Origin of the sequence: Paracoccus sediminicola, from assembly GCF_027912835.1 — a bacterium.
In the GTDB taxonomy this organism is placed as follows: domain Bacteria; phylum Pseudomonadota; class Alphaproteobacteria; order Rhodobacterales; family Rhodobacteraceae; genus Paracoccus; species Paracoccus sediminicola.
The window spans coordinates 1,543,757-1,565,484 of the sequence record NZ_CP115768.1 but is presented as its reverse complement, the minus strand read 5'-3'; the positions used below and the strand labels follow the sequence as shown (position 1 = coordinate 1,565,484).

General features: G+C 64.6%; 21 protein-coding genes and 1 other annotated feature. Of the genes, 10 read left to right on the top strand and 11 right to left on the bottom strand.

All coding sequences use genetic code 11. The features are described from left to right. Positions 1 to 112: 112 nt before the first annotated feature. Complete coding sequence (locus tag PAF18_RS07700; protein WP_271118011.1) at positions 113 to 1,432, top strand: GH1 family beta-glucosidase; 1,320 nt, start codon at positions 113 to 115, stop codon at positions 1,430 to 1,432. Here the strand turns inward: PAF18_RS07700 and PAF18_RS07695 are convergent. Further along, positions 1,422 to 2,561 carry an amidohydrolase gene (locus tag PAF18_RS07695; protein WP_271118010.1) on the bottom strand — a complete coding sequence of 380 codons (1,140 nt, stop codon included), beginning with the start codon at positions 2,559 to 2,561 and terminating at the stop codon, positions 1,422 to 1,424. The two genes, PAF18_RS07700 and PAF18_RS07695, sit on opposite strands and share 11 nt — an antisense overlap. 44 nt (positions 2,562 to 2,605) lie before the next feature. Here PAF18_RS07695 and PAF18_RS07690 point away from each other — a divergent pair, with 44 nt between their 5' ends. Genes PAF18_RS07690 through PAF18_RS07680 form a run of 3 tightly spaced genes read left to right on the top strand, consistent with a single transcriptional unit; the run spans position 2,606 to position 4,498 of the window. Continuing rightward, the gene (locus tag PAF18_RS07690; protein ID WP_271118009.1) at positions 2,606 to 3,199 is read left to right on the top strand and encodes a DUF4202 domain-containing protein; all 594 of its coding nucleotides are present in this window, start codon (positions 2,606 to 2,608) and stop codon (positions 3,197 to 3,199) included. A 14-nt stretch (positions 3,200 to 3,213) separates the two neighbouring features. Continuing rightward, entirely contained in the window at positions 3,214 to 4,161 is a 948-nt protein-coding gene (locus tag PAF18_RS07685) for a DnaJ C-terminal domain-containing protein (protein ID WP_271118008.1), read from the top strand. Continuing rightward, entirely contained in the window at positions 4,133 to 4,498 is a 366-nt protein-coding gene (locus PAF18_RS07680) for a hypothetical protein (protein WP_271118007.1), read from the top strand. Before PAF18_RS07685 ends, PAF18_RS07680 begins: the two co-directional genes overlap by 29 nt. Before the next feature lie 62 nt (positions 4,499 to 4,560). Here PAF18_RS07680 and smpB read toward each other — a convergent pair whose 3' ends face one another. Together smpB and PAF18_RS07670 are read right to left on the bottom strand one after the other, a co-directional pair. Then, positions 4,561 to 5,034 carry an SsrA-binding protein SmpB gene (gene smpB, locus PAF18_RS07675; RefSeq protein WP_271118006.1) on the bottom strand — a complete coding sequence of 158 codons (474 nt, stop codon included), beginning with the start codon at positions 5,032 to 5,034 and terminating at the stop codon, positions 4,561 to 4,563. A 64-nt stretch (positions 5,035 to 5,098) separates the two neighbouring features. Then, complete coding sequence (locus PAF18_RS07670) at positions 5,099 to 5,572, bottom strand: low molecular weight protein-tyrosine-phosphatase (protein WP_271118005.1); 474 nt, start codon at positions 5,570 to 5,572, stop codon at positions 5,099 to 5,101. Positions 5,573 to 5,735: 163 nt separating this feature from the next. On the opposite strand from PAF18_RS07670, the gene sseA reads away from it, so the two are divergent. Both sseA and PAF18_RS07660 read left to right on the top strand, forming a co-directional pair. Next, entirely contained in the window at positions 5,736 to 6,614 is an 879-nt protein-coding gene (gene sseA / locus PAF18_RS07665) for a 3-mercaptopyruvate sulfurtransferase (protein ID WP_434802248.1), read from the top strand. Next, entirely contained in the window at positions 6,614 to 7,795 is a 1,182-nt protein-coding gene (locus PAF18_RS07660; RefSeq protein WP_271118078.1) for an amino acid aminotransferase, read from the top strand. The genes sseA and PAF18_RS07660 overlap by 1 nt, the downstream gene beginning before the upstream one ends. Before the next feature lie 86 nt (positions 7,796 to 7,881). On the opposite strand, the gene PAF18_RS07655 is transcribed toward PAF18_RS07660, so the two are convergent. From PAF18_RS07655 to ubiA, 3 genes are read right to left on the bottom strand one after another with little or no spacing between them, the layout of a single operon-like run. Continuing rightward, positions 7,882 to 8,217 carry a hypothetical protein gene (locus tag PAF18_RS07655; protein WP_271118003.1) on the bottom strand — a complete coding sequence of 112 codons (336 nt, stop codon included), beginning with the start codon at positions 8,215 to 8,217 and terminating at the stop codon, positions 7,882 to 7,884. Next, entirely contained in the window at positions 8,214 to 10,322 is a 2,109-nt protein-coding gene (locus PAF18_RS07650; protein WP_271118002.1) for an OmpA family protein, read from the bottom strand. The genes PAF18_RS07655 and PAF18_RS07650 overlap by 4 nt, the downstream gene beginning before the upstream one ends. 44 nt (positions 10,323 to 10,366) lie before the next feature. Continuing rightward, entirely contained in the window at positions 10,367 to 11,314 is a 948-nt protein-coding gene (gene ubiA / locus PAF18_RS07645) for a 4-hydroxybenzoate octaprenyltransferase (RefSeq protein ID WP_271118001.1), read from the bottom strand. Positions 11,315 to 11,326: 12 nt separating this feature from the next. On the opposite strand from ubiA, the gene PAF18_RS07640 reads away from it, so the two are divergent. From PAF18_RS07640 to PAF18_RS07625, 4 genes are all read left to right on the top strand, one after another. Continuing rightward, on the top strand, positions 11,327 to 12,043 hold the full coding sequence (locus PAF18_RS07640; protein ID WP_271118000.1) for a 16S rRNA (uracil(1498)-N(3))-methyltransferase: 717 nt from the start codon (positions 11,327 to 11,329) through the stop codon (positions 12,041 to 12,043). Between the two features lie 232 nt (positions 12,044 to 12,275). Continuing rightward, positions 12,276 to 12,461 carry a DUF1127 domain-containing protein gene (locus PAF18_RS07635; protein WP_271117999.1) on the top strand — a complete coding sequence of 62 codons (186 nt, stop codon included), beginning with the start codon at positions 12,276 to 12,278 and terminating at the stop codon, positions 12,459 to 12,461. A 207-nt stretch (positions 12,462 to 12,668) separates the two neighbouring features. Further along, on the top strand, positions 12,669 to 13,250 hold the full coding sequence (gene msrA, locus PAF18_RS07630; RefSeq protein WP_271117998.1) for a peptide-methionine (S)-S-oxide reductase MsrA: 582 nt from the start codon (positions 12,669 to 12,671) through the stop codon (positions 13,248 to 13,250). Further along, positions 13,250 to 14,119: a 50S ribosomal protein L11 methyltransferase gene (locus PAF18_RS07625; protein ID WP_271117997.1), complete on the top strand. Its 870-nt coding sequence runs from the start codon at positions 13,250 to 13,252 to the stop codon at positions 14,117 to 14,119. Before msrA ends, PAF18_RS07625 begins: the two co-directional genes overlap by 1 nt. 73 nt (positions 14,120 to 14,192) lie before the next feature. On the opposite strand, the gene PAF18_RS07620 is transcribed toward PAF18_RS07625, so the two are convergent. The 5 genes from PAF18_RS07620 to PAF18_RS07600 all read right to left on the bottom strand — a co-directional run bounded on the left by PAF18_RS07620 (position 14,193) and on the right by PAF18_RS07600 (position 21,707). Further along, a complete protein-coding gene (locus PAF18_RS07620) occupies positions 14,193 to 15,047 on the bottom strand; it encodes a universal stress protein (protein ID WP_271117996.1) in 855 nt (284 codons plus the stop codon). 14 nt (positions 15,048 to 15,061) lie between these two features. Then, positions 15,062 to 16,552, bottom strand: a complete 1,491-nt coding sequence (locus PAF18_RS07615; RefSeq protein WP_271118077.1) for a SulP family inorganic anion transporter — start codon at positions 16,550 to 16,552, stop codon at positions 15,062 to 15,064. 57 nt (positions 16,553 to 16,609) lie between these two features. After that, positions 16,610 to 16,667: a sequence feature (sul1 is cis-regulatory element that is thought to sense ions involved in sulfur or methionine metabolism; They are found in Alphaproteobacteria), on the bottom strand. A 192-nt stretch (positions 16,668 to 16,859) separates the two neighbouring features. After that, positions 16,860 to 17,066, bottom strand: a complete 207-nt coding sequence (locus tag PAF18_RS07610; protein WP_271117995.1) for a hypothetical protein — start codon at positions 17,064 to 17,066, stop codon at positions 16,860 to 16,862. 15 nt (positions 17,067 to 17,081) lie between these two features. Next, positions 17,082 to 18,737, bottom strand: coding sequence for a 2-oxoglutarate dehydrogenase complex dihydrolipoyllysine-residue succinyltransferase (odhB, locus tag PAF18_RS07605; protein ID WP_271117994.1), 1,656 nt, complete (start codon positions 18,735 to 18,737; stop codon positions 17,082 to 17,084). Positions 18,738 to 18,740: 3 nt separating this feature from the next. Then, complete coding sequence (locus tag PAF18_RS07600) at positions 18,741 to 21,707, bottom strand: 2-oxoglutarate dehydrogenase E1 component (RefSeq protein ID WP_271117993.1); 2,967 nt, start codon at positions 21,705 to 21,707, stop codon at positions 18,741 to 18,743. Between the last annotated feature and the right edge of the window lie 21 nt (positions 21,708 to 21,728).

Here is a 21,728-nt window from a genome sequence, read left to right as displayed (position 1 = left end):
GGTCCTTTCGGCTTCGACAACCGGGTTAGCGCGCCCATGCCGAAGGATCAATCAGGGGATTGCACTCACCACGCGGCCCGGTATCCGTTAACCATTCTTAACGGAGGCAGCCATGTTCAAGCGCAGTGATTTTCCCGACGATTTCATCTTTGGTGTCGCCACCTCGGCCTATCAGATCGAGGGCAGCAGTTTCGGCGGGGCGGGATCCAGCCATTGGGATACATTCGCCAACACCCCCGGCAATATCGTCGATGGCAGCGACGGCGCGGTGGCCTGCGACCATTATAATCGCTGGGAAGAGGATCTGGACCTGATCCGCGACGGCAATTTCGATGCTTATCGCTTCTCGACAAGCTGGGCGCGGGTGATGCCGGACGGGCGGAACGTGAATGCGGAGGGGCTGGATTTCTATGACCGGCTCGTCGACGGCATGGTCGCGCGCGGGCTGAAGCCGGTTCTGACCCTGCATCACTGGGATCTGCCCTCGCCGCTGGCCTCGCAGGGGGGCTGGACGAATCGCGACATTGCCGGCTGGTTCACGGATTACGCCCGCGCCGTGATGGGCCGCATCGGAGACAGGGTGGCGATGACGGCGACGCTGAACGAGCCGTGGTGCATCGCCTATCTGGCGCATTTTCTGGGTGCCCATGCGCCGGGGCTGCGCGACATCCGCGCCACCGGCCGGGCCATGCATCATGTGCTGCTGACCCACGGCACCGCGATCCAGGCGATGCGGGCGGACGGGCATGATAATCTCGGTCTCGTGCTGAATTTCGAGACCGCCGCCCCGGCCTCTGACAGCGAGGCTGACCGCAAGGGGGCCGAGACGCAGGATGCGATCTATAACCGCTGGTTCCTCGATGCCGCCATGGGGCAGGGCTATCCGGCCGAGGCACTGGAAGGCTTCGCGCCGCATCTGCCCGAGGGCTGGGAACAGGATATGGAGATCATTTCGACCCCGGTCGACTGGCTGGGGGTGAACCACTATACCCGCGCCCATTATCGCCATATCGGCGGGGCCTGGCCTCAGACCGAGATGGTGCCGGGTCCGCTGCCCAAGACGCAGATCGGCTGGGAAATGCGACCGGACGGGCTGTATGAATTCATCATGCGCGCTGCCAGGGCGATCGAGGGCAAGGGCATAAAGCTGTTCGTCACCGAAAGCGGCATGGCCTGGGATGATCGCGTCGTCGATGGCGGCGTCGCCGATGATGTGCGGCAGGGCTATATCCGCGATCATGTCGGCGCGGTGCAGCGGGCGATGGCGAAAGGGGTCGATGTGAAGGGCTTCTTCCAGTGGTCATTGCTGGACAATTACGAATGGGCGCTCGGCTATGGGCCGCGATTCGGCATCGTCCATGTCGATTACGAGACCCAGAAGCGGACGCCAAAGGGGTCGTATCTGATGTTCCGCGAGGCGCTCAGCCGGTAAGCTCGCGCGCCACAAGGTGCAACAGCCGCACCGAGGGCGCGATCAGATCGTCGGGATAATCGTAATGCTCGCCGTGAAGCGGCGGGTGGTCCGCGCCGCTTCCCAGCAGGATCATCGCGGTTTTCGCGACCGCGCCGAAACGCCCGAAATCCTCCGAGGCGCGCATCGGCAGGTGCTCATCCGAGACCGCGAATCCCTCGGCCCGCGCGGCACGGGCGAGCATGGCGGCAGCCTCGGGATGATTGATCGAGGCGGCGAAATCGTCGTGCCAGTCGAGGCTGGCGGCAAGCCCATTTGCCTGCGCCGCCCCGGTCACGATCTCCGCCGCCGCCGCGCGAAGCCCGGCCATTTCGGGATCGCTTCGACTGCGCAGCGTTGCCCGGATCTCGGCATCGCCCGGCGTGGTGCCGAAGACCGGCTCGCCCATGCGCAGATGGGTGATCGTCACCAGCCGGAAATCGTCCTGCCCCTGATGTCCCCGCGACAGCGCCGTCAGCGCGGGCAGGATTTCGGCGATGGCGAGGCTGGGGCTGCGGGCCTTTTCAGGCTCGGAGGCATGCGAGGTTGCGCCGTGCAGCATCGCCCGCATCCCGACCGAGGCGCAGTTCATCGCGCCCGCTCCGATCAGCGCATGGCTGCGGGCGAGGCCGGGGAAATTATGGATCGCAAAGCCGTAATCGAAACCCGGCAGCGCGGCGTCGGCCAGCATCGCGGCAGCGCCTGCGCCGTTTTCCTCGGCGGGTTGGAACAGCAGCCACACCGTGCCGCGCGCCGGGCGCTGCCGTGCCATCAGCCGGGCCAGACCGATCAGCCCGGTCATATGCCCGTCATGGCCGCAAAGATGCGCCACCCCCTCGGTCGCGGAACGATGCGCAGGACCCTCGGCTTCGCGGATCGGCAGCGCGTCCAGCTCGGCCCGGAACATCACCGAGGGGCCGGGTGCCGCGCCGTGGAACGCGGCGACGAGGCCGGTGCCGCCGATGCCGCTGCGGATCTCATCCGCACCGAGTTCGCGCAGCAGCCCTTCGATCCTCGCAGCGGTTCCGGTTTCCTGTCCCGACAACTCGGGGTGGCGGTGCAGTTCCCGGCGCAGATCGGTCAGCTCGGCAATATCGGCATTGGTCAGCATGAATCGGACATGACACGGGGCTTGCGGCGCGGCAAGATGGCATCATGACAGAGAAACGCGACCAAGCCTTCGCCCGGATCGACGCCGCCAACGCGCAGGATCCGAACAACGAAAACGGCCAGCCGGCAGAGCTGCTTTACGGGCAGCGCATGACCGAGCAGCAGCAGCGGCTTTATCCGGACGCGTCCGAGCCGTTGCAGATCGCCTGCCGGGGCCAGCATATCGAACGCTGGATGCTGCCGCGCAGCGATTTCCCCGATGACCGCAGGGGCTATCTGAGCTGGCGGACCGAGCAGGGGCGCCGCCATGCCGAGCGCGTCGCCGGGATCATGCGCGATGTGGGCTATGCGCCGGACCAGATCGAGCGCGCGCGCAAAATGCTGACCAAGCAGGGGATCAAGCGCGACGACGAGGTTCAGGCCCTTGAAGATGTGGCCGTATTCACCTTTATGCATCATTACATGGCGCCCTTCGCGGAAACCCAGACCGAGGAAGAGATGGACCGGATCGTGCGGCTGACCGCGCGCAAGATCTCTGCTGCGGCGCGGGCGCGGGCGCTTGAGGAATTCGACATGCCCGAGGCGCTCGCCACTCATTTCCGCGATGAACCCCGGGCGGCGCGGGGCGTTACGGGTTAAATGGTGAAGGCAGAGTGATGGACGACCCATACAAGGCGCTCGGGCTGACGAAATCGGCCTCGCAGGACGAGATCAAGAAAGCGTATCGCAAGATCGCCAAGACAGATCACCCGGATCTGAACCCGGACCCGGCGGCGGCAGAGCGGTTCAAGGCGGCGTCCTCGGCCTATGACCTGCTGAAGGACCCCGATCAGCGCGCCCGTTTCGATGCCGGAGAGATCGACGCGCAGGGGCAGGAACGCCCGCAGCAGCAATATTACCGTGACTTTGCCGAGCGGGGCGAGAACCCGTATCGGCAATACAGCTCGGCCGGTTACGGGGATTTCTCGGATGTGTTCGAGGATCTTTTTGGCGGGCGGGCCGGGCGCGGTGGCATGGGCGGCGATTTCGGCGGCGCGCAAGGCGGATATCGCCGCTCGGGCGCAGGGCAGGGCTTCGACATGCGCGGGCAGGATGTCCGCTATGAGCTCGAGGTGGATTTCATGACCGCCGCGAAGGGCGGCTCGACCCGTATCACGCTCCCCGATGGGAACTCGCTGGAGGTGAAGATCCCCGAGGGCGCGCATGAGGGCCAGACCATCCGGCTGCGTGGCAAGGGCGGCGCAGGCTACGGGCAGGGCGAGCGGGGCGACGCCTATCTGACGCTGCATGTCGGCGATCACCCGGATTGGAGCCGTGACGGCAATGACGTGACGCTGACCCTGCCGATCACCATCGACGAGGCGGTTCTGGGCGGCAAGGTTCAGGTGCCGACGCTGAGCGGCGCGGTGTCGATGAACCTGCCGAAAGGCGCCTCGACCGGGCAGCGCTTGCGGCTGAAGGGCAAGGGGATCAGGGGCGGCGATCAATATGTGGCGCTGAAGCTGGTCATGCCCGCCGAGATCGACGACGATCTTGCTGAATTCATGGAAAAATGGCGCGGGACTCACCCCTATGACCCGCGCCGCGGGATGGGAGGCTGATATGGCACGCTATACCGCAGACGAGCTGATCGCCCTCATCGAGGACCTGACCGCGCCGCGCCTGACCCATTATGTCGAGATGCGGATGGTGACGCCGGTGATCTCGGATCACGGGGAAAGCTATCGCGAGGTGGACCGGGCGCGGGTGCAGCTTCTTTGCACGCTGACCGAGGATTACGGCTTGCAGGATGACGCGCTGCACATGGTAATGTCGGTGCTGGACGAGATGCACGGGCTGCGCGGCGAGGTACAGGCGCTGATGGCCGCCCTTGCCGAAGAACCGGACGACACGCGCGAGCGGGTGACGCTGCGGGTCCGGCAGCGGCGCGGGGTCTGACGGACGGGGGTCGCGTCTGGCCCGGCGGCGCTGCGCACCTTGTCCCGGGCCGGGTTCTAAATTCAGTAATTCTGCTTGAGCAGCCGCTGCTTCTGGCGGTTCCAGTCGCGCTTGGCCGAGGTCTCGCGCTTGTCGGCGACCTTCTTGCCTTTGGCGACGCCGATTTTCAGCTTCACCAGCCCGCGATGGTTGAAATACATCACCAGTGGCACGAGCGTCATCCCCTCGCGCCCGATCGCCGCCCAAAGCCGCGACAGCTCTTTCCTCGACACTAATAGTTTGCGGCGACGGCGTTCTTCGTGGCCGAACACGCCTGCCTGCGCATATTTCGCGATATGCGCGTTGATGAGCCACAGCTCGCCATCCTCGATGCTGGCATAGCTTTCGGCGATGTTCGACTGGCCGGTGCGCAGGGATTTCACCTCTGAGCCGGTCAGCACGATGCCCACCTCGAGATCGCTCTCGATGGCGTAATCGAACCGGGCGCGGCGGTTCTCGGCGATAACCTTGTAATTCGTGTCGTCTTTGGGTGCCATGGTCGCGCAGAGATAGGGGCGGGGCCGGGCGAAGTAAAGACGCGCCCGACCCGCAACGCGCCGTTCAGCGTCCCGAACAGCCCAGCTTCACCAGCAGGGCCTGCACCCCGGCGCTGACATCGCGCCAGGTCGACTCGAACGCCGAGGCGCCGCCATCATACGGGTCGACCACCGACTGTCCCGATTTGCCCGGAACGTGATCCAGCATCAGCGACAGCTTTGCCTTGCCATCTCCGGGGTCGAGCTTGCGCAGATTGTTCAGGTTCTGACGGTCCATGGCAATGATGTGATCGAAATCGCGGAAATCCTGCTCGGTCACCTGCCGTCCGCGCAGATTCGAGATGTCGACACCGTGACGCGCCGCCTCGGCCTGGGCTCGGCGATCGGGGGGATCGCCGATATGCCAGCTTCCAGTGCCCGCCGAGTCTGTCTTGAGAGGTACCCCGGCCTTGCGGGCTGCATCGCGCATTGCACCTTCGGCCAGAGGCGAGCGGCAGATATTGCCAAGACACACGAACAGGATGGATGGGGTGGGCATGCCGGCGCTCCTCTCGCACGAAGTTATGGCCCTCAGGCTAACTGCTTTGCGCCCGCGAACAAGACAGCGTCTCGCGATTGCGGCTGCGCTATGGCCGGGCTGCAACCCTGCGGCGTGGGTATTTGCGTTGCCCCCCGCGTCGCGCGGCGTTACATCGGGACGGATGCACAACAGCAGGGAGGCGCTTGTGACCGACGATCCCACCACTCTGGTCTCGACCGACTGGCTGGCCGCGCGTCTGGACGATCCCGATCTGCGGATCCTTGACGCAAGCTGGCATATGCCGGCCGCCGGACGCGACGCGGCGGCCGAGTTTGCGAAAGCGCATATCCCCGGCGCTCGTTTCTTCGATATTGACGAGATTTCCGCCCCCGACACCGATCTGCCGCATATGGCACCCTCGGCCGAGCTGTTCGCCGCGAAGATCGGCGCGCTGGGCATCGGCGATGGCGACCGCATCGTCGTCTATGACAATTCCGCCACCCACAGTGCCGCGCGGGGCTGGTGGATGTTCCGGCTGATGGGCTGGCGCAACGTGGCGATGCTGGATGGCGGGCTGGCAAAATGGCAGGCCGAAAACCGCCCGCTGGAATCCGGCGAGCCGCGCGGCTCGGCGCGCGAACTCAGCGTGACGCGCGATTCCGTGCTGATCCGCAATGCCGCCGAGGTCGCCGCCGCCTCTGACAGCGGCAGCCACGAGATCATCGACGCCCGTGCCGCGGACCGCTTCACCGGCGCCGCGCCCGAGCCGCGCGAGGGGCTGGCCAGTGGACATATCCCCGGCGCAAAGAACCTTCCCGTGGGCCGGCTGTATCGCGAAGACGGCACGATGAAGGACGAGGACGCGCTGCGCGCCGAATTCGAAACCGCGGGCGTCGATCTGAACCGCCCCGCCATCACCAGCTGCGGGTCCGGCATCACCGCCGCCTCGCTGTCGCTGGCGCTTGAACGGCTGGGCCACCGCAACCACGCGCTCTATGATGGGTCCTGGACCGAATGGGGCGCGCTTCCCAACGCAAAAATCGCAACCGGAGACGCATGATGCTGGGCAATCTGAAACCGCAAGCCCCCGACAAGATCCTGGCCCTGATGGGCGAGTACAAGGCCGATACGCGGCAGGGCAAGGTCGATCTGGGCGTAGGTGTCTATAAGGACCCGAACGGGCTGACCCCGGTGATGCGCGCGGTCAAGAAGGCCGAGCAGAAGATCTGGGAGACGCAGGACAGCAAGGCCTATACCGGGCTTGCGGGCACGCAGGAATATCGCGACGCCATGGCGGGTCTGGTCTTGGGCGACGCAGCTGCCGACCGGCTTGCCTCGGCGGCGACGGTGGGCGGCACAGGCGCGATCCGGCAGGGGCTCGAGCTGATCCGCATGGCCAATCCCGAGGCGGTGGTCCATGTCTCTGACCCGACCTGGCCGAACCATCTGTCGATCCTGAAATTCATGGGTCAGGATTTCGTCGAGTATCCCTATTTCGACAATGACACCCGAGGCGTCGATTTTGACGCGATGCTGAACGGGATCGGCAAGGCGAAGAAAGGCGATGTCGTGCTGCTGCATGGTTGCTGCCATAATCCGACCGGTGCCAACCCGACCGCCGAGCAATGGGATGCGATTGCCGAAAGCCTGGAAAAGACCGGCGCGATACCGATGATCGACCTTGCCTATCAGGGTTTCGGCGACGGGCTGGACGCCGATGCCGCCGCGACGCGCAAGCTGGCCGAGCGCCTGCCGGAGGTGCTGATCGCCGCCTCATGCAGCAAGAATTTCGGCATTTACCGCGAACGGACCGGCATTCTGATGGCGCTTGGCGAAGGCGGAGAGGCGCGGGATCTGACGCAGGGCGCGATGGCCTATCTGAACCGCCAGACCTACAGCTTCCCGCCCGATCACGGGGCGCGGATCGTGTCGACCATTCTTGAGGATGCCGATCTTGCCGCCGACTGGAAGGCCGAGCTTGAGGAGGTCCGCCAGACCATGCTCGGTCTGCGCAAACAGCTCGCCGAAGAGCTGCGCGACCTTACCGGCAGCGACAAATTCGACTTCATCGAGCATCATCGCGGCATGTTCTCGCGCCTCGGGGCAACGCCCGAGCAGGTGGCGAAGATGAAAGAGGATTCGGCCATCTACATGGTCGGGGATTCGCGGCTGAACATTGCCGGGCTGAACAAGGATAGCGTTCCGGTCCTGGCCCGCGCCATCGTCGAAGCCGGGGTCTAATTCAGAACGATTTCGGCGCAAAAGCGAAACCCGCGCGCGGCGAGGCCGGGCGCGGGTTTTTCATGCGGTGCCGCGCGGGTCGCGGTTCAGCGCGGCGGCCGGGCGATGTTGCGCTCGATATAGGCGCGAAGTTCCTCGATCTCTTCACCGGCATCCTGCAAGGCATTGCGGGCCGAGGCAAGTTCGGTCGTCGCGAAGCCCAGCCTTTCATGCAGCGCTGCCTCGCGCTGTTTACCCTCGGCAACCGCCTGATCGCGCGCCTGTTCGGCCTCGTGCAGTTCGGCGACCAGCTTTGCATGGCCGTCGATCTCGGCGCGTCCGGGGCGGGTGACGCGGGCGATGAGCCAGCTGGTGAACCAGCCCAGGACAAAGGCTGCAAACAGGATCAGCGCGGTGGCGAGGATGAAGTCGTTGCGGATCATGTCGGCTCCTCAATGGTGACGGCCTCATCTTCGGGACGCTCAGGCGGGCGCGGCGTGTCCGGCGTGGCGGGCAGCACCTCGGCGGGCGGTTCGAGCTTGGGCGGATCGGAAAGCGCGTCCTCGCCGAAGGGCGATACGGGAAGCTGCAATGACGGCTCGGCGACAACCGGGGTGATCTCGATCGGGGCCGAGAGGTTCAGCGTCGCCTGCGCCTCCTGTGCGCTTGGTGTCGTGCCGGTCATGATCGGCGCGGCATCGACCGGCGCCGGGACCGGCTCTGGCGAGATAAGTGTCAGCTCGATCCGGCGATTGGCCTCGCGCCCTTCCTCGGTGTCGTTTTCGGCGATGGGCCGGGTCTCGCCATAGCCGCGCGCGACGACATGTTCGACCGACAGCCCGGCCTCAGCAAGCGCGCCCAGCACAGCTTCGGCCCGGCTGAGCGACAGCGACATGTTCAGCGTGTCGCTGCCCTGCGAATCGGTGTGACCGGCCAGTTCCAGCCGGTAATCCGCGCATTCTTCCATGATCGGGCGCAGCTCTTCGATGACCGGACCGATATCGCCCGCGATCCGCGCGCCGCCCGGCTCGAACCCGATCTCGGATTGCAGCATCACCGCGTTCAGACGATCCACGCAGTCCGTCCCGTCGGGCAGAACGATGCCCGGATCGCGCCGCGGGTCATAGGCGATGGAAATCATATACTCCGCGCCCGCACCAAGCCGTGTGGCCAGCGCCGCAATGGCACGTTCGGTGGCCAGCGTGTCGCCGCTGATCCCGCTGAGCGAGATGCTGTCCGGCGTCACTTCGAGCTGCCCGGTGTCGATGGCGCCCATCGCATCCAGCCCGGCCATGACCCGCAATGCCCAGCCTTCGCGCAGAGAGGGGTCAAGGCGCAGCTCGCCCTCCAGAGGCCCGAGCTGCGCGCGGGCCAGTGACTGCACCGTCTGGCGCATGGTCTCGTCGGGAACGCCGCCTTCGATCGTGGCGAGCCCTTCGGCGCCGATGGTCGCAAGGAAATGTGGCGGCCCGTCATGCGGCGAGGTCTCGGCGCGGGTGATGTTCAGGTTGAAATCGGCGGGCATGCTGGCGGCGAGGCGCGCCGTCTCGGCCTCCTGCGCGTCGTCCTCGATATCGGCGGGCAAAACGATCTGGATCGCGTTGTCGGTCATCTCCACCGTGCCCGCCCCGATCCGCGCGACGCTGGCGATGCTCTCGGCGGCCGCTTCGGACCACCCGGAAGGCGCGCCGATGCCGAGCGGGCATTCGGGCGTTTCCGTGACCCCGGCCTCGGTCGCGGCAGAGAGGATCACCTCGCGCGTCGCCTCAGTCTCGGCGGCGCAGCTTTCTAATGCTGCATTGTCGCCGTCGCTGGTGAAGCGCAGCCGATAGGGCGCGATGACCGGCAGCGGGGCCGAGACGCTGATCTCGACCGCCATCCCTTCCGGCACCACGTCGCGCAGCGCCGCCTCCAGCCGGGACCGATCATCGGCAGAGGCTGCATTGGCAGTGATGACCATTTTCTCCGGCGTGATCGAGACCGTCCCCTGATCGATCAGCAAGGCCGCCTGCATGGCGAATTCCACCGCGCTGTTCCAGCTTTCGGGTGCGGGAAAGGCGGCGGTCGAGGTCAGATCCGAAATCTCGACCGCGCGCGCGGCGAACCGGCTGGCAATCTCTTCCCGATCGGTGCTCGCGGGGACGAGGCCGATCAGCGACATGTTGTCGCCCTGCCGCATGATCTCCATCTCGAAATCCGGCGGTTCGAGCAGGTCGCGCTCGGCGACCTCCATCCCGTCGACGATCCGGCGGTCATCGACCAGACCGCTTGCGGCGGTGAGCGCGCGAAAGCGCGCAACCTCGTCAGGCGCGGTCCCGGTCAGCCGCACGGTCAGACCATCCGTTGCGACCGTGACCCAGCCATGCCCGTCCCGTGTCAGCGCTGCGCGCATTTGCCTTGCGGTGCGGTTCTCGACCTCATCGGAGATGCGGATCGCGGCCTCCCAGCTGGCAGCGCCCGCGACGGCGAAGGCCAGCAGGGTCAGAACCAGATGCGCGCGGTTGTGGCGGGGCCGCTGCGCCATGTCCGTTTTCGGAAATTCATCCATGGGCTTGAGTTACTCAGACCCCTCCGGCTTGTAAATCCGGGCCATTACACAAAACCGGCAAGGATCAGGAAACCGGCAAGGATCAGCCCGGCATCGCGATTGGCGCGGAACAGCATCAGCTGGGTGTCGGCACTGCCCAGATCCAGCCGTCGCAGTTGCCAGGCCAGATGCCCGGCAAACCCGGCCAGCCCGGTCATCGCCACCAGCCAGGACGCCCCCGACGCTCCGCTGGCAGAGATGGCAAGCGCCAGCAGCGCGACCGCGATCACCCAGAACACGATCAGCCATTTATGGGTGTCGTCCCCGAACAGCCTTGCCGTCGATTTCACCCCGATCAGCGCGTCATATTCCAGATCCTGATGCGCATAGATCGTATCATAGAACACCGTCCAGGCGATTCCGCCCAGCCAGGCGATCACCGGCGCCGCATGCAGCGCGCCGTGATGGGCGGCATAGGCCAGCATCACTCCCCAATTGAACGCGATGCCCAGAAAGACCTGCGGCCACCAGGTGAAGCGCTTGGCGAAGGGATAGATCGCCACCGGCAGCAGGCTGAGCACGCCGAGCCAGATCGCCGCGCCGCCGAGCGTCAGCAGGATCGCGAGGCCGATCAGTGCCTGCACTCCCAGCCAGACCATCGCCCCGCGTATGGTGACCTGCCCGGACGGGATCGGGCGCTTCCGCGTGCGGTCGACCGCCCCGTCAATGTCCCGGTCGGTGATGTCGTTCCAGGTGCAGCCGGCTCCGCGCATGACGACGGCGCCGATGCCGCAGGCGAGGAAGATCCACAGATCGAACCATTGCACGCGGTCGGCCATCATCGCCAGACCGACGCCCCACCAGCAGGGCAGCAGCAGAAGCCACGTGCCGATGGGCCGGTCAAGCCGGCTCAGCCGCAGCCAGGGGCGCCATCCCGCGGGGGCACCGTTATCGACCCAGTTGCCGTTGACAGCGTCGCGCACCGCGTCTGGTAATTGCAGGGCATGTTTCATAGGAACGTCCCCATGTCGAAGGTCAGGCTGTTCATAGATCACCCGCTATCCCCGGGGCAAGGCATCCCGCTCGAGGCGGGGCAGGCGCATTATCTTTCCGGCGTCATGCGGCTCAAGCCGGGTGCGGTGATCGAGGTGTTCAATGGCCGCGATGGGGCCTGGCACGCTGAGATCGCCACCGCCAGCAAGCGCGGCGGCGAACTGACGGTGATGACACAGGTCGCCCCGCAGCGCGATCCACCCGATCTCTGGCTGCTCTTCGCGCCGATCAAGAAGGGGCGCACCGATTTCATCGTCGAGAAGGCGACCGAGCTCGGCGCGGCGCGTATCCTGCCCGTTCAGACCGAGTTCACCAATTCCGAGCGTATCCGGCAGGACCGCCTGCAGGCCCATGCCGTCGAGGCAGCCGAGCAATGTGGGGGCACCTATGTGCCCGAGGTGACCGGGCTGACGCCGCTCGCCCGGATGCTCGATGGCTGGGACGAATCGCGTCGCATTCTCTGGGCGGATGAATCTCTTGCCGGGACGTCGGAACGGCTTTCCGGGCTGGAAAAAGGCAAATGGGCGGTGCTCATCGGCCCGGAAGGCGGTTTTTCGGAGGCTGAGCGCCGCCGGCTTCGTGACGCCGCGTTCGTTGCGCCATTGACCCTCGGCCCGCGCATTTTGCGGGCGGATACGGCGGCTGTGGCAGCGCTGACCCTGTTTCAGGCGTCTCTCGGCGACTGGTGACGCCGGGTCACAGCGCTGCGACGCAGCGTTAGCGATCACGACAACCTCGCGATTTTGGCCTTGATGCTGACGCCAGCGTGACAAAACACGCTGAAATTCGGTGTTTTATTCGCCAATTGCATAGCGGCTTTGCGGTTTTCCAGTCTGGTTGCAGACGCAGCATGACCCTATCTTCAGCGCATCAGACGAAACCGCGCCGATTCCTGGCGAAGCAGAAAATGAGGATGCTGACATGACCACGATGAATGTTGATCTGATCTCCACCGGCGACGCGCTGAGCCGCATGAAAGCGGGCCTGCGCAACTGGATGCTGCGGATGCGCACCCGCGCCGAGCTTGAGCGTCTGTCCGAGCGCGAGCTTGACGATATCGGCCTGAACCGTGCCGACATCGACAGCGTGGTGGCTGGCCGTGCCTGATCGCGGTGACGGCATCGCACGACACCGAACCCCGGCCCAGCAGTGATGCGGCCGGGGTTTTTCTTTGCGCGTTGCAACGCCGCTGCCGCGGCTTGCTCTGGCAATCCGGGCGCATAATCCCTTAATGAACTGCAAGCGAGAACGCGGCCCGGTCCTGAACCAGCATCGCCGGTCGGGCGTTATCGGCACTCTGCAGGAGGTTAAGATATGGAAAACCACGCGATTTTCGACCGACCGATGGACGCGCCGGTGCCAAAGGGTTTCGAGCAGGCGATCTTCGGCATGGGCTGCTATTGGGGCGTCGAGCGGCTTTTCTGGGAACAGGATGGCGTTTGGATGACTCAGGTCGGGTTTGCCGGCGGCACGACCGAAAACCCGACCTATCAGCAGGTATGCGCGGGCGGCACCGGCCATGCCGAGGTGGTTCATATCGTCTTCGATCCCGCGCGGCTCAGCTATGAACATCTGCTCAAGCTGTTCTGGGAAAATCATGATCCCACGCAGGGCAATCGTCAGGGCAATGATGTGGGCGACCAGTATCGCTCGCTGATCATGTATTACAACGACACGCAGCGCGCGCAGGCCGAGGCGTCCAAGACCGATTACGACAATCGGCTGGCCGTGGCCGGCAAGGAGAAGATCACCACCGAGATCCTGCCCGTCGATCACTTCTTCCCCGCGCAGGAGAGCGAGCATCAGCAGTATCTTCACAAGGTCCCGGACGGCTATTGCAACATACGTGGCACCGGCGTCGAGGCCGCGATGCCGGAAGGGCATGAGTTGCCCTGATGCCCACCTGGACCGCGCTGACCCATATCGCCGGGCGGGACGCCGCCGACCAGCTCGCCGAGATGTGCGAGGATCTGACGCCCGAGCCGGTGGGTTCGGGCGTGTTCGAGATCGAGGACGGCTCTGACCGCTGGGAGGTCGGGATCTATTTCACCGAGGCCCCGGACGAGATCGGTCTCGCGCTGATGGCCGCCGCGCAGGGGGCCAACCCTTTCGTGGTCAGCGAGCTGCCCGAGGTGGATTGGGTCGCGCATGTCCGGCGAGAGCTGACCCCGGTCGAGGCGGGGCGTTTCTTCGTCTATGGCAGCCACGATGCCGACAAGGTGCCCGAGGACGCCGAGGCGCTGCTGATCGAGGCGGCGATGGCCTTTGGCACCGGGCATCACGGCACGACGAAGGGTTGCCTTGAAGCGCTCGACCGGCTGGCGAGGACCGGCTGGGTGCCGGGCCGGATCGCCGATATCGGCTGCGGCACGGCGGTGCTGGCCATGGCGGCGGCGCGGATCTGGCCGGGAACGGTGCTGGCCTCGGACATCGACGCGGTAGCCGTGGATGTGGCCGCGGCGAATGTGATCGCCAACGGGCTCGACGGGCGCGTCGAATGCCTTCAGGCGGTCGGGTTCGATCACCCGATGCTGGATGAGGCCGCGCCATTCGGCCTGGTCTTCGCCAATATCCTGAAACAGCCGCTGATCGACCTGGCCCCTGACATGGCCCGCCATGTGGCAGCGCAGGGCAGGGTCATTCTGTCAGGGCTGCTGACCACGCAGGCCGACGAGGTCACCGCCGCCTATGACGCCGCGGGCTTCGATCCCGAGCGTCGCGAGGATCTGGGCGAGTGGTCCACCTTGGTGATGCAGCGCCGTTGATCCCCGCAAACACACATCGAAAAAGGCCCGCGCCGAAAGGCTGCGGGCCTGTTTTTCTGCCGTGCAGCTCAGTTCAGCGGACCAAGACGACCGGCACCTTGCAGGCGCGGATCATCGCCGTGGTGGTCGAGCCGATGATGAGGCTCCGCACACGGCTATGCCCATGCGCGCCCATCACCACCATGTCATAACCCTCCGTCTCGACCAGCTCGCCAAGCGCGGTCTCCGGGTCGCCCGTCACGGTGCGGGCCTGTGTGCTCAGCCCGGCGTCCTCCAGCAGGCGTTGCGCCTCGCTCATCCCTTTCAACGTCTCCACTCGGTCTGCACCGGCGGTGACGAGATGGATCTCCAGCCCGGCGAACAGCTCGCTTTTCGATATATGCGCGACGGCGTTGCGGGCCGAGGCGCCGCCATCCCACGCCACCAGCACCCTTCGGATCGTGCGGAAGGCGCGAGAGGCGACGAAGACCGGTTTGCGGCTGGCGCGGATGATCCTTTCCAGATTCGAGCCAAGATGCCCCTTGGCGAAATCCGCCGCCTCGCCGCGCTTGCCGATCAGGACGACGCGGGTCTCGGCTTCCTTCTCGGCCACCGCCTCGACCAGATCTCCCTGTCGGAGCTGCTGAGTGATCGCCGTGACGCCGTCCTTTTCCAGAATCGCACGGGCATCGTCGAGAATCGCCCGGCCCCGCTCATTCATCAGCCGCGAGCGCTGCGCGTCCAGCGTGGCCAGCTCCTCCAGAAGCTTGCTGCGCGCGCCCAGCCCCACGGCGCCCGACAGGTCCTGTTTGCCATCCGCCTCGCGCCGGCCAAGCACATGCAGAAGCTCGACCGGAGCGCCGGTGCGCTGCGAAAACCATGCCGCGTGGTCACAGACGCTGGCGGCGTAATCCGAGCCGTCCACCAATGCGATGATCTTGTTGCTCATGCGGTGTTCCTCCCTCAATGCGCCATCAGCTTGACCATACCATCCGGCTTGTCGTGCAGCGCCAGCCTGTCGACGATGGTCTCGGATGCTTCATTCATGCCGACAATCTCGACCTCGGCGCCGTCGCGACGAAATTTCAGCACAGCCATGTCGAGCGCCTGCACCGACGAGATGTCCCAGATATGCGCGCGCGACACATCGATCACCACCCGGTCGAGCACCTCCTTGAAGTCGAAGGCGGTCATGAAATCCTCGACCGACCCGTAGAAAAGCTGGCCCTCGACATGATAGGTCCGGCTGCGGCCATCCGCGCTCAGCTCTGAGCGGACGCGGAAAAGCTGCGCGATCTTGGCGGCGAAGAAGATCCCCGACAGCAGCACGCCCACCAGGACCCCGATCGCGAGATTATGGGTCCAGACCACCGTGACCACCGTGGCCAGCATCACGATCGAGGATGAGCGCGGATGCGTCTTCAGCGACTTGATCGAGGACCAGGAAAAGGTGCCGATGGACACCATGATCATGATCGCCACGAGAGCCGGCATCGGGATCTGCGCCACCCAGGGCCCCAGGAACACGCAGAAGATCAGCAGCATGACCCCGGCAAAGGCGCAGGACAGCCGCCCGCGCCCGCCCGATTTCACGTTGATCATCGATTGCCCGATCATCGCGCATCCCGCCATGCCGCCGATAAAGCCGGTGGCGGTGTTGGCCAGCCCCTGACCGATGCATTCCTGATTGCGGTCGGTTCGCGTGTCGGTCAGCTCATCGACGAGGTTCTGCGTCATCAGGCTTTCCAGAAGCCCGACCACCGCCACCGCCAGCGCATAGGGCAGGATGATCATCAGCGTTTCCAGCGTCAGCGGAATCTGCGGGATCAGGAAGACCGGCAGCGAATCGGGCAGGGCGCCCATATCGCCCACGGTGCGCACATCCCAGTTGAACATCAGGCTCAGCACGGTCAGCACGACGATTGTCACGAGTGGCGATGGGATGGCATTCGTCACCATCGGCAGGAGGTAAATGATCGCCAGCCCCGCCGCGACCAGCACATAGGTCAGCCAGGTGACGCGGGCCGGGTCCAGCTCGGGCAGCTGCGCCATGAAGATCAATATGGCGAGCGCATTGACGAAGCCCGTCATCACCGATTTCGAGACATAGCGCATCACGAAGCCCAGCTTCAGCAGCCCCATCCCGATCTGCAACAGCCCGGCCAGCACCGTCGCCGCCAGCAGATATTGCAGCCCGTGGTCGCGGACCAGCGTGACCATCAGCACCGCGGTCGCTGCGGTGGCGGCCGAGATCATGCCGGGGCGTCCGCCGGCGATGGCGGTGATGACCGCGATCGAGAACGAGGCGTAGAGCCCCACTTTCGGATCGACGCCGGCGATGATCGAGAAAGCGATCGCCTCGGGGATGAGCGCGAGCGCCACGACGAGCCCGGAAAGCAGGTCGCGGCGAATATTGCCGACCCATTCCTCGCGGTAAATGTCCAGAGAAGTCATGAATTCCATCCGTCACCGGCGGAACAGGCGCGCCGGTATGTCAATTCGGGTTTGTCCGGTTATCCGGCGGATCGGCGGCCGGAAGAGCCATCCGGGGATTTCACCCGGATCCTTGCGTTTCGCTGGTCTCTTAAGAAGGGCGGACGGGAATTGCAACGGAAGCAGCACCTTTGGCAGAGCAGCTGTCACATCGCGTGTGCATCCGCCAGCGTCGACACTCAGCCTCTCTCGACAATCTGTGCCTCGGTGAACGTGATCCCGAGAAGATTTGCGATGGCGCTGACTGCCGCGACCGCGGAAACGCCGCTCAGCAGGCTGACGTGAGGATCCACCCTGTCCCCTTGCGCTGCCGACCAGAGCGGGCGGGATCGTCATGACGTTTCCGAAGCTGGTGCTGATCTCCGTCAGCGTGACCCCCGGCGCGGGTCGAGACGGGGCCGATCAGATGGGCCGCGAAGATCCCAAGCGCGAGCGCCTGAACGAAATCGCTCAGGCGCTCGCCAAGGGATTTCACCGGGATCCGCTGTTATCAGAGATCCATCAGCAGCCGCCGCGGATCCTCCAGCGCCTCTTTCACGCGGACGAGGAAGGTCACAGCGCCCTTGCCGTCCACGATACGGTGGTCATAGCTCAGTGCCAGATACATCATCGGGCGGATGACGATCTCGCCGCCGACCACCATCGCGCGTTCCTGGATCTTGTGCATCCCGAGAATGCCCGATTGCGGCGGGTTCAGGATCGGCGAGGACATGAGCGAGCCATAGACGCCGCCATTCGAGATGGTGAAGGTGCCGCCCTGCATCTCGGCCATGGTCAGCTTGCCGTCGCGGCCTTTCTTGCCAAGCTCTCCGATCTCTTTCTCGATTGCCGCAAAGCTCTTCTGGTCGGCATCCTTCACCACCGGCACGACGAGACCCTGCGGCGTGCCGACCGCCACGCCCATATTGACATAGTTCTTGTAGACCACCTCGGTGCCGTCGATCTCGGCATTCACCTCGGGGACCTCGTTCAGCGCGTGGCAGCAGGCCTTCACGAAGAAGGACATGAAGCCCAGCTTGACGCCGTGCTTCTTTTCGAAAGGTTCCTTGTATTCGTTGCGCAGATCCATGATCGCCTTCATGTCCGCCTCGTTATAGGTGGTCAGCATGGCGGCGGTGTTCTGCGCGTCCTTCAGACGGCGGGCGATGGTCTGGCGCAGGCGGGTCATCTTGACCCGTTCCTCGCGGTCGGCCTGCTCGGCCGAGGCGGGGGCCTTTTTCGCCGAAGCATTGTCGGCGCCGGATTTCGCCGCGCCGGACCTGGCCTTGGCCACATCTTCCTTCATGACCCGGCCATCCTTGCCAGAGCCCTGAACCTGATCGCGGCTGATATTCTTTTCGGCCATCGCCTTCTTGGCGGACGGCGCATCCTCGACATCTTCGCGCGGCTTGGTTTCCTCGGGGCCGGCACCCGAAGAGCCGACATCGCTGGCGGTGTCGTCATCGCCATCGCCATCAGCCTCGGGTTCCGGCGCGGCTTTGCCGCCGCCGCCCGAACCGGACGCGCCTTCCGAGATCACCGCAAGCTTGGCCTTGGCATCGACCGTGGTGCCTTCCTCGGCCACGATCTCGGCCAGAACGCCGGCAGCCGGGGCGGGCACCTCGACCGAGACCTTGTCGGTTTCCAGCTCGCACAGCATCTCGTCGGCGGCAACCTCGTCGCCGACTTTCTTGAACCAGGTGGCCACCGTGGCCTCGCTGACCGATTCCCCAAGCGAAGGAACCATCACATCAACCGATTTACCGCTCATCTCCTGCTGTCCTTCCTGAGCATCCTTCTTGGGCGCCTTTTCGGCTTCGCCGCTGTTATCTTCGGCCTGCGCTTCCGACTCTTTGCTGGCCTCGGCCTTCTCGGCCTTGCCGGCCTTTCCCGACTTGCCGCCGTCCGAGCCGCCGGCGTCGCCTTTGCCGGATTCGTCGATCTGCGCCAGCAGCGCATCGACGCCGACCGTCTCGCCCTCGGCGGCCACGATCTCGGCCAGCACACCGGCAGCGGGGGCAGGGACTTCGACCGTCACCTTGTCGGTTTCCAGCTCACAGAGCATTTCGTCCGCCTCGACGCGGTCGCCCGGCTGCTTGAACCAGGTAGCGACAGTGGCCTCGGTGACGGATTCGCCCAGTGTGGGCACGCGGACTTCGGTTGCCATGATTTATTCCTCGATGGTCAGCGCTTCGTTCACGAGCGCCTGCTGTTCTTCCTTGTGGCGCGAGGCCAGACCCGTCGCGACCGAGGCCGCAGCGTGACGTCCGACATAGCGCACACGGCTGTGCTTTGCTTCGAGCCGGTTGAGCACCCATTCCAGATTGGGCTCGACAAAGCTCCACCCGCCCTGGTTTTTCGGCTCTTCCTGGCACCAGATCATATCTGCCTGCTTGAACCGACCCATCTCTTTCATCAGCGATTGCTGCGGGAAGGGATAGAACTGTTCGAGACGCATCAGATAGATGTCGTCGATGCCGCGCTCATCGCGCTCCTTGAGCAGATCGAAATAGACCTTGCCCGAGCAGATCACGACGCGCCGGATCTTGTCATCGGCGACCAGCTTGGTGTCCGACCGCCCGCGCTCGGCATCGTCGTGCAGCACGCGGTGGAAGGTCGATCCGGTCTGGAACTCTTCCGCGTCCGAAACCGCCAGAGGGTGACGCAGCAGCGATTTGGGCGTCATCAGCACCAGCGGTTTGCGGAACTGGCGGTGAATCTGGCGGCGCAGGATGTGGAAATAATTCGCCGGCGTGGTGCAGTTGGCGACGATCCAGTTATCTTCGGCGCACATTTGCAGGAACCGCTCGGGACGGGCCGAGCTGTGCTCCGGCCCCTGACCCTCATAGCCATGCGGCAGCAGCATCACCAGGCCGGACATGCGAAGCCACTTCTTTTCGCCTGAGGAGATGAACTGGTCGAACATGATCTGCGCGCCATTGGCGAAGTCGCCGAACTGCGCTTCCCAAAGGGTCAGCGTGTTCGGCTCGGCCAGGGAATATCCATATTCAAAGCCGAGCACCGCATATTCCGAGAGCATGGAGTCATGCACCTCATAGCGGGCCTGGCCTTCGCGGATATTGTTCAGCGGATAATAGCGCTGTTCGTTGACCTGATCGACAAAGGCCGAGTGGCGGTGGCTGAACGTGCCGCGCGTCGAATCCTGCCCGGTGAGCCGGACCGGATGGCCTTCCAGAAGCAACGAACCGAAGGCCAGCGCCTCGCCGGTCGCCCAGTCGAAGCCTTCGCCGGTCTCGAACATCTTCTTCTTGCCTTCGATCAGCCGGCCGACCGTCTTGTGCAGGTTGATGTCGTCAGGCGCGGTGGTCAGCGCGTGGCCGATCTGTTCCATCGACTCCTTCGGGATGCCGGTGTCGCCGCGGACATATTCCTCGCCTTCTTTCTCGAAGCCGGTCCATTTCCCGTCAAGCCAATCCGCCTTGTTCGGCTTGAAGTTCTTGCCCAGATCGAACTCTTCCGACAGATGGGACTGGAACGCGGATTTCATATCCTCGATCTCGCCCTCGGGGATCAGCCCGTCGGCGACCAGCCGGTCGGTGTAAAGCTGGAGGGTCGTCTTGTGGCCCTTGATCTCCTTGTACATCGCCGGGTTGGTGAACATCGGCTCGTCGCCTTCGTTATGGCCGAAGCGGCGATAGCAGAAGATGTCGATGACCACATCCTTGTGGAATTTCTGCCGGAACTCGGTCGCCACCTTGGCGGCATGAACCACCGCTTCCGGATCGTCGCCATTGACGTGGAAGATCGGCGCTTCGACCATCAGCGCGATATCGGTCGGATAGGGCGAGGTGCGGCTGAAATGCGGCGCGGTGGTGAAGCCGATCTGGTTGTTCACCACGATATGGATCGTGCCGCCGGTGCGATGGCCGCGAATGCCGGAAAGCTGGAGACATTCCGCAACGATGCCCTGACCCGCAAAGGCGGCATCGCCATGCAACAGCACCGGCAGCACCGCCGTGCGATCCTTGCGGTCGCCGAGCTGGTCACCCTTGGCCCGCGCCTTGCCGAGTACCACCGGGTTCACTGCTTCCAGATGCGAGGGATTCGCGGTCAGCGACAGGTGGACGGTGTTGCCGTCGAATTCGCGATCGGAGGAGGCGCCCAGATGGTATTTCACATCGCCCGAGCCATCCACATCCTCGGGCTTGAAGCTGCCGCCCTGGAATTCGTGGAAGATCGCGCGATAGGGCTTGGCCATCACATTCGCCAGCACCGAAAGCCGGCCACGGTGGGGCATGCCGATCACGATGTCCTTCACGCCAAGCGCGCCGCCGCGCTTGATGATCTGTTCCATCGCCGGGATCAGCGACTCGCCGCCATCGAGACCGAACCGCTTCGTGCCCATGTATTTCACATGCAGGAATTTCTCGAAGCCCTCGGCCTCGACCAGCTTGTTCAGGATCGCCCGGCGGCCATTCTGGGTGAAGGCGATTTCCTTGCCGTAACCCTCGATCCGCTCTTTCAGCCAGGCGGCTTCCTCGGGGTTCGAGATATGCATGTATTGCAGCGCAAAGGTGCCACAATAGGTGCGCGCCATAATCTCCTTGATTTCCCGCATCGAGGCGACTTCAAGGCCCAGCACATTATCGATGAAGATCGGCCGGTCCATATCGGCTTCCTTGAAGCCATAGGTCTCGGGCAGCAGCTCGCCATGATCGGGCACCTCGCGCAGACCCAGCGGATCGAGATTGGCGTGAAGATGCCCGCGGATCCGGTAGGCGCGGATCAGCATCAGCGCGCGGATCGAATCGACGACAGCCCGGCGCATCACATCGGGGCTGATCTCCTTGCCCTTCTCGGTGGCCTTTGCGGCGATCTTTTCCATCGCGGCAGAGGCTTCCTCCTTCGAGGCCATCGGCCATTCGCCGGTCAGCGCGGCGGTGAGTTCGCCATTCTCGACGGGCGGCCAGTCGGCCCGCTTCCAGCTTGGCCCCTCGGCCTCGGCAACCGCATCCTCCGCGTCATCGCCAAGTGCGGCGAAATAGCGGTCCCAGGCGGCGTCCACCGCATGCGGATCGCGCGCCCACTGGCCATAGAGCTGTTCGACATATTCCGCGTTATGCCCCTGCAAAAAGGACGAGTCGTGGAAATCGGTGTTCTTCGGTTGGTCGTTCATGATGTTTGCTCCAACGGGACA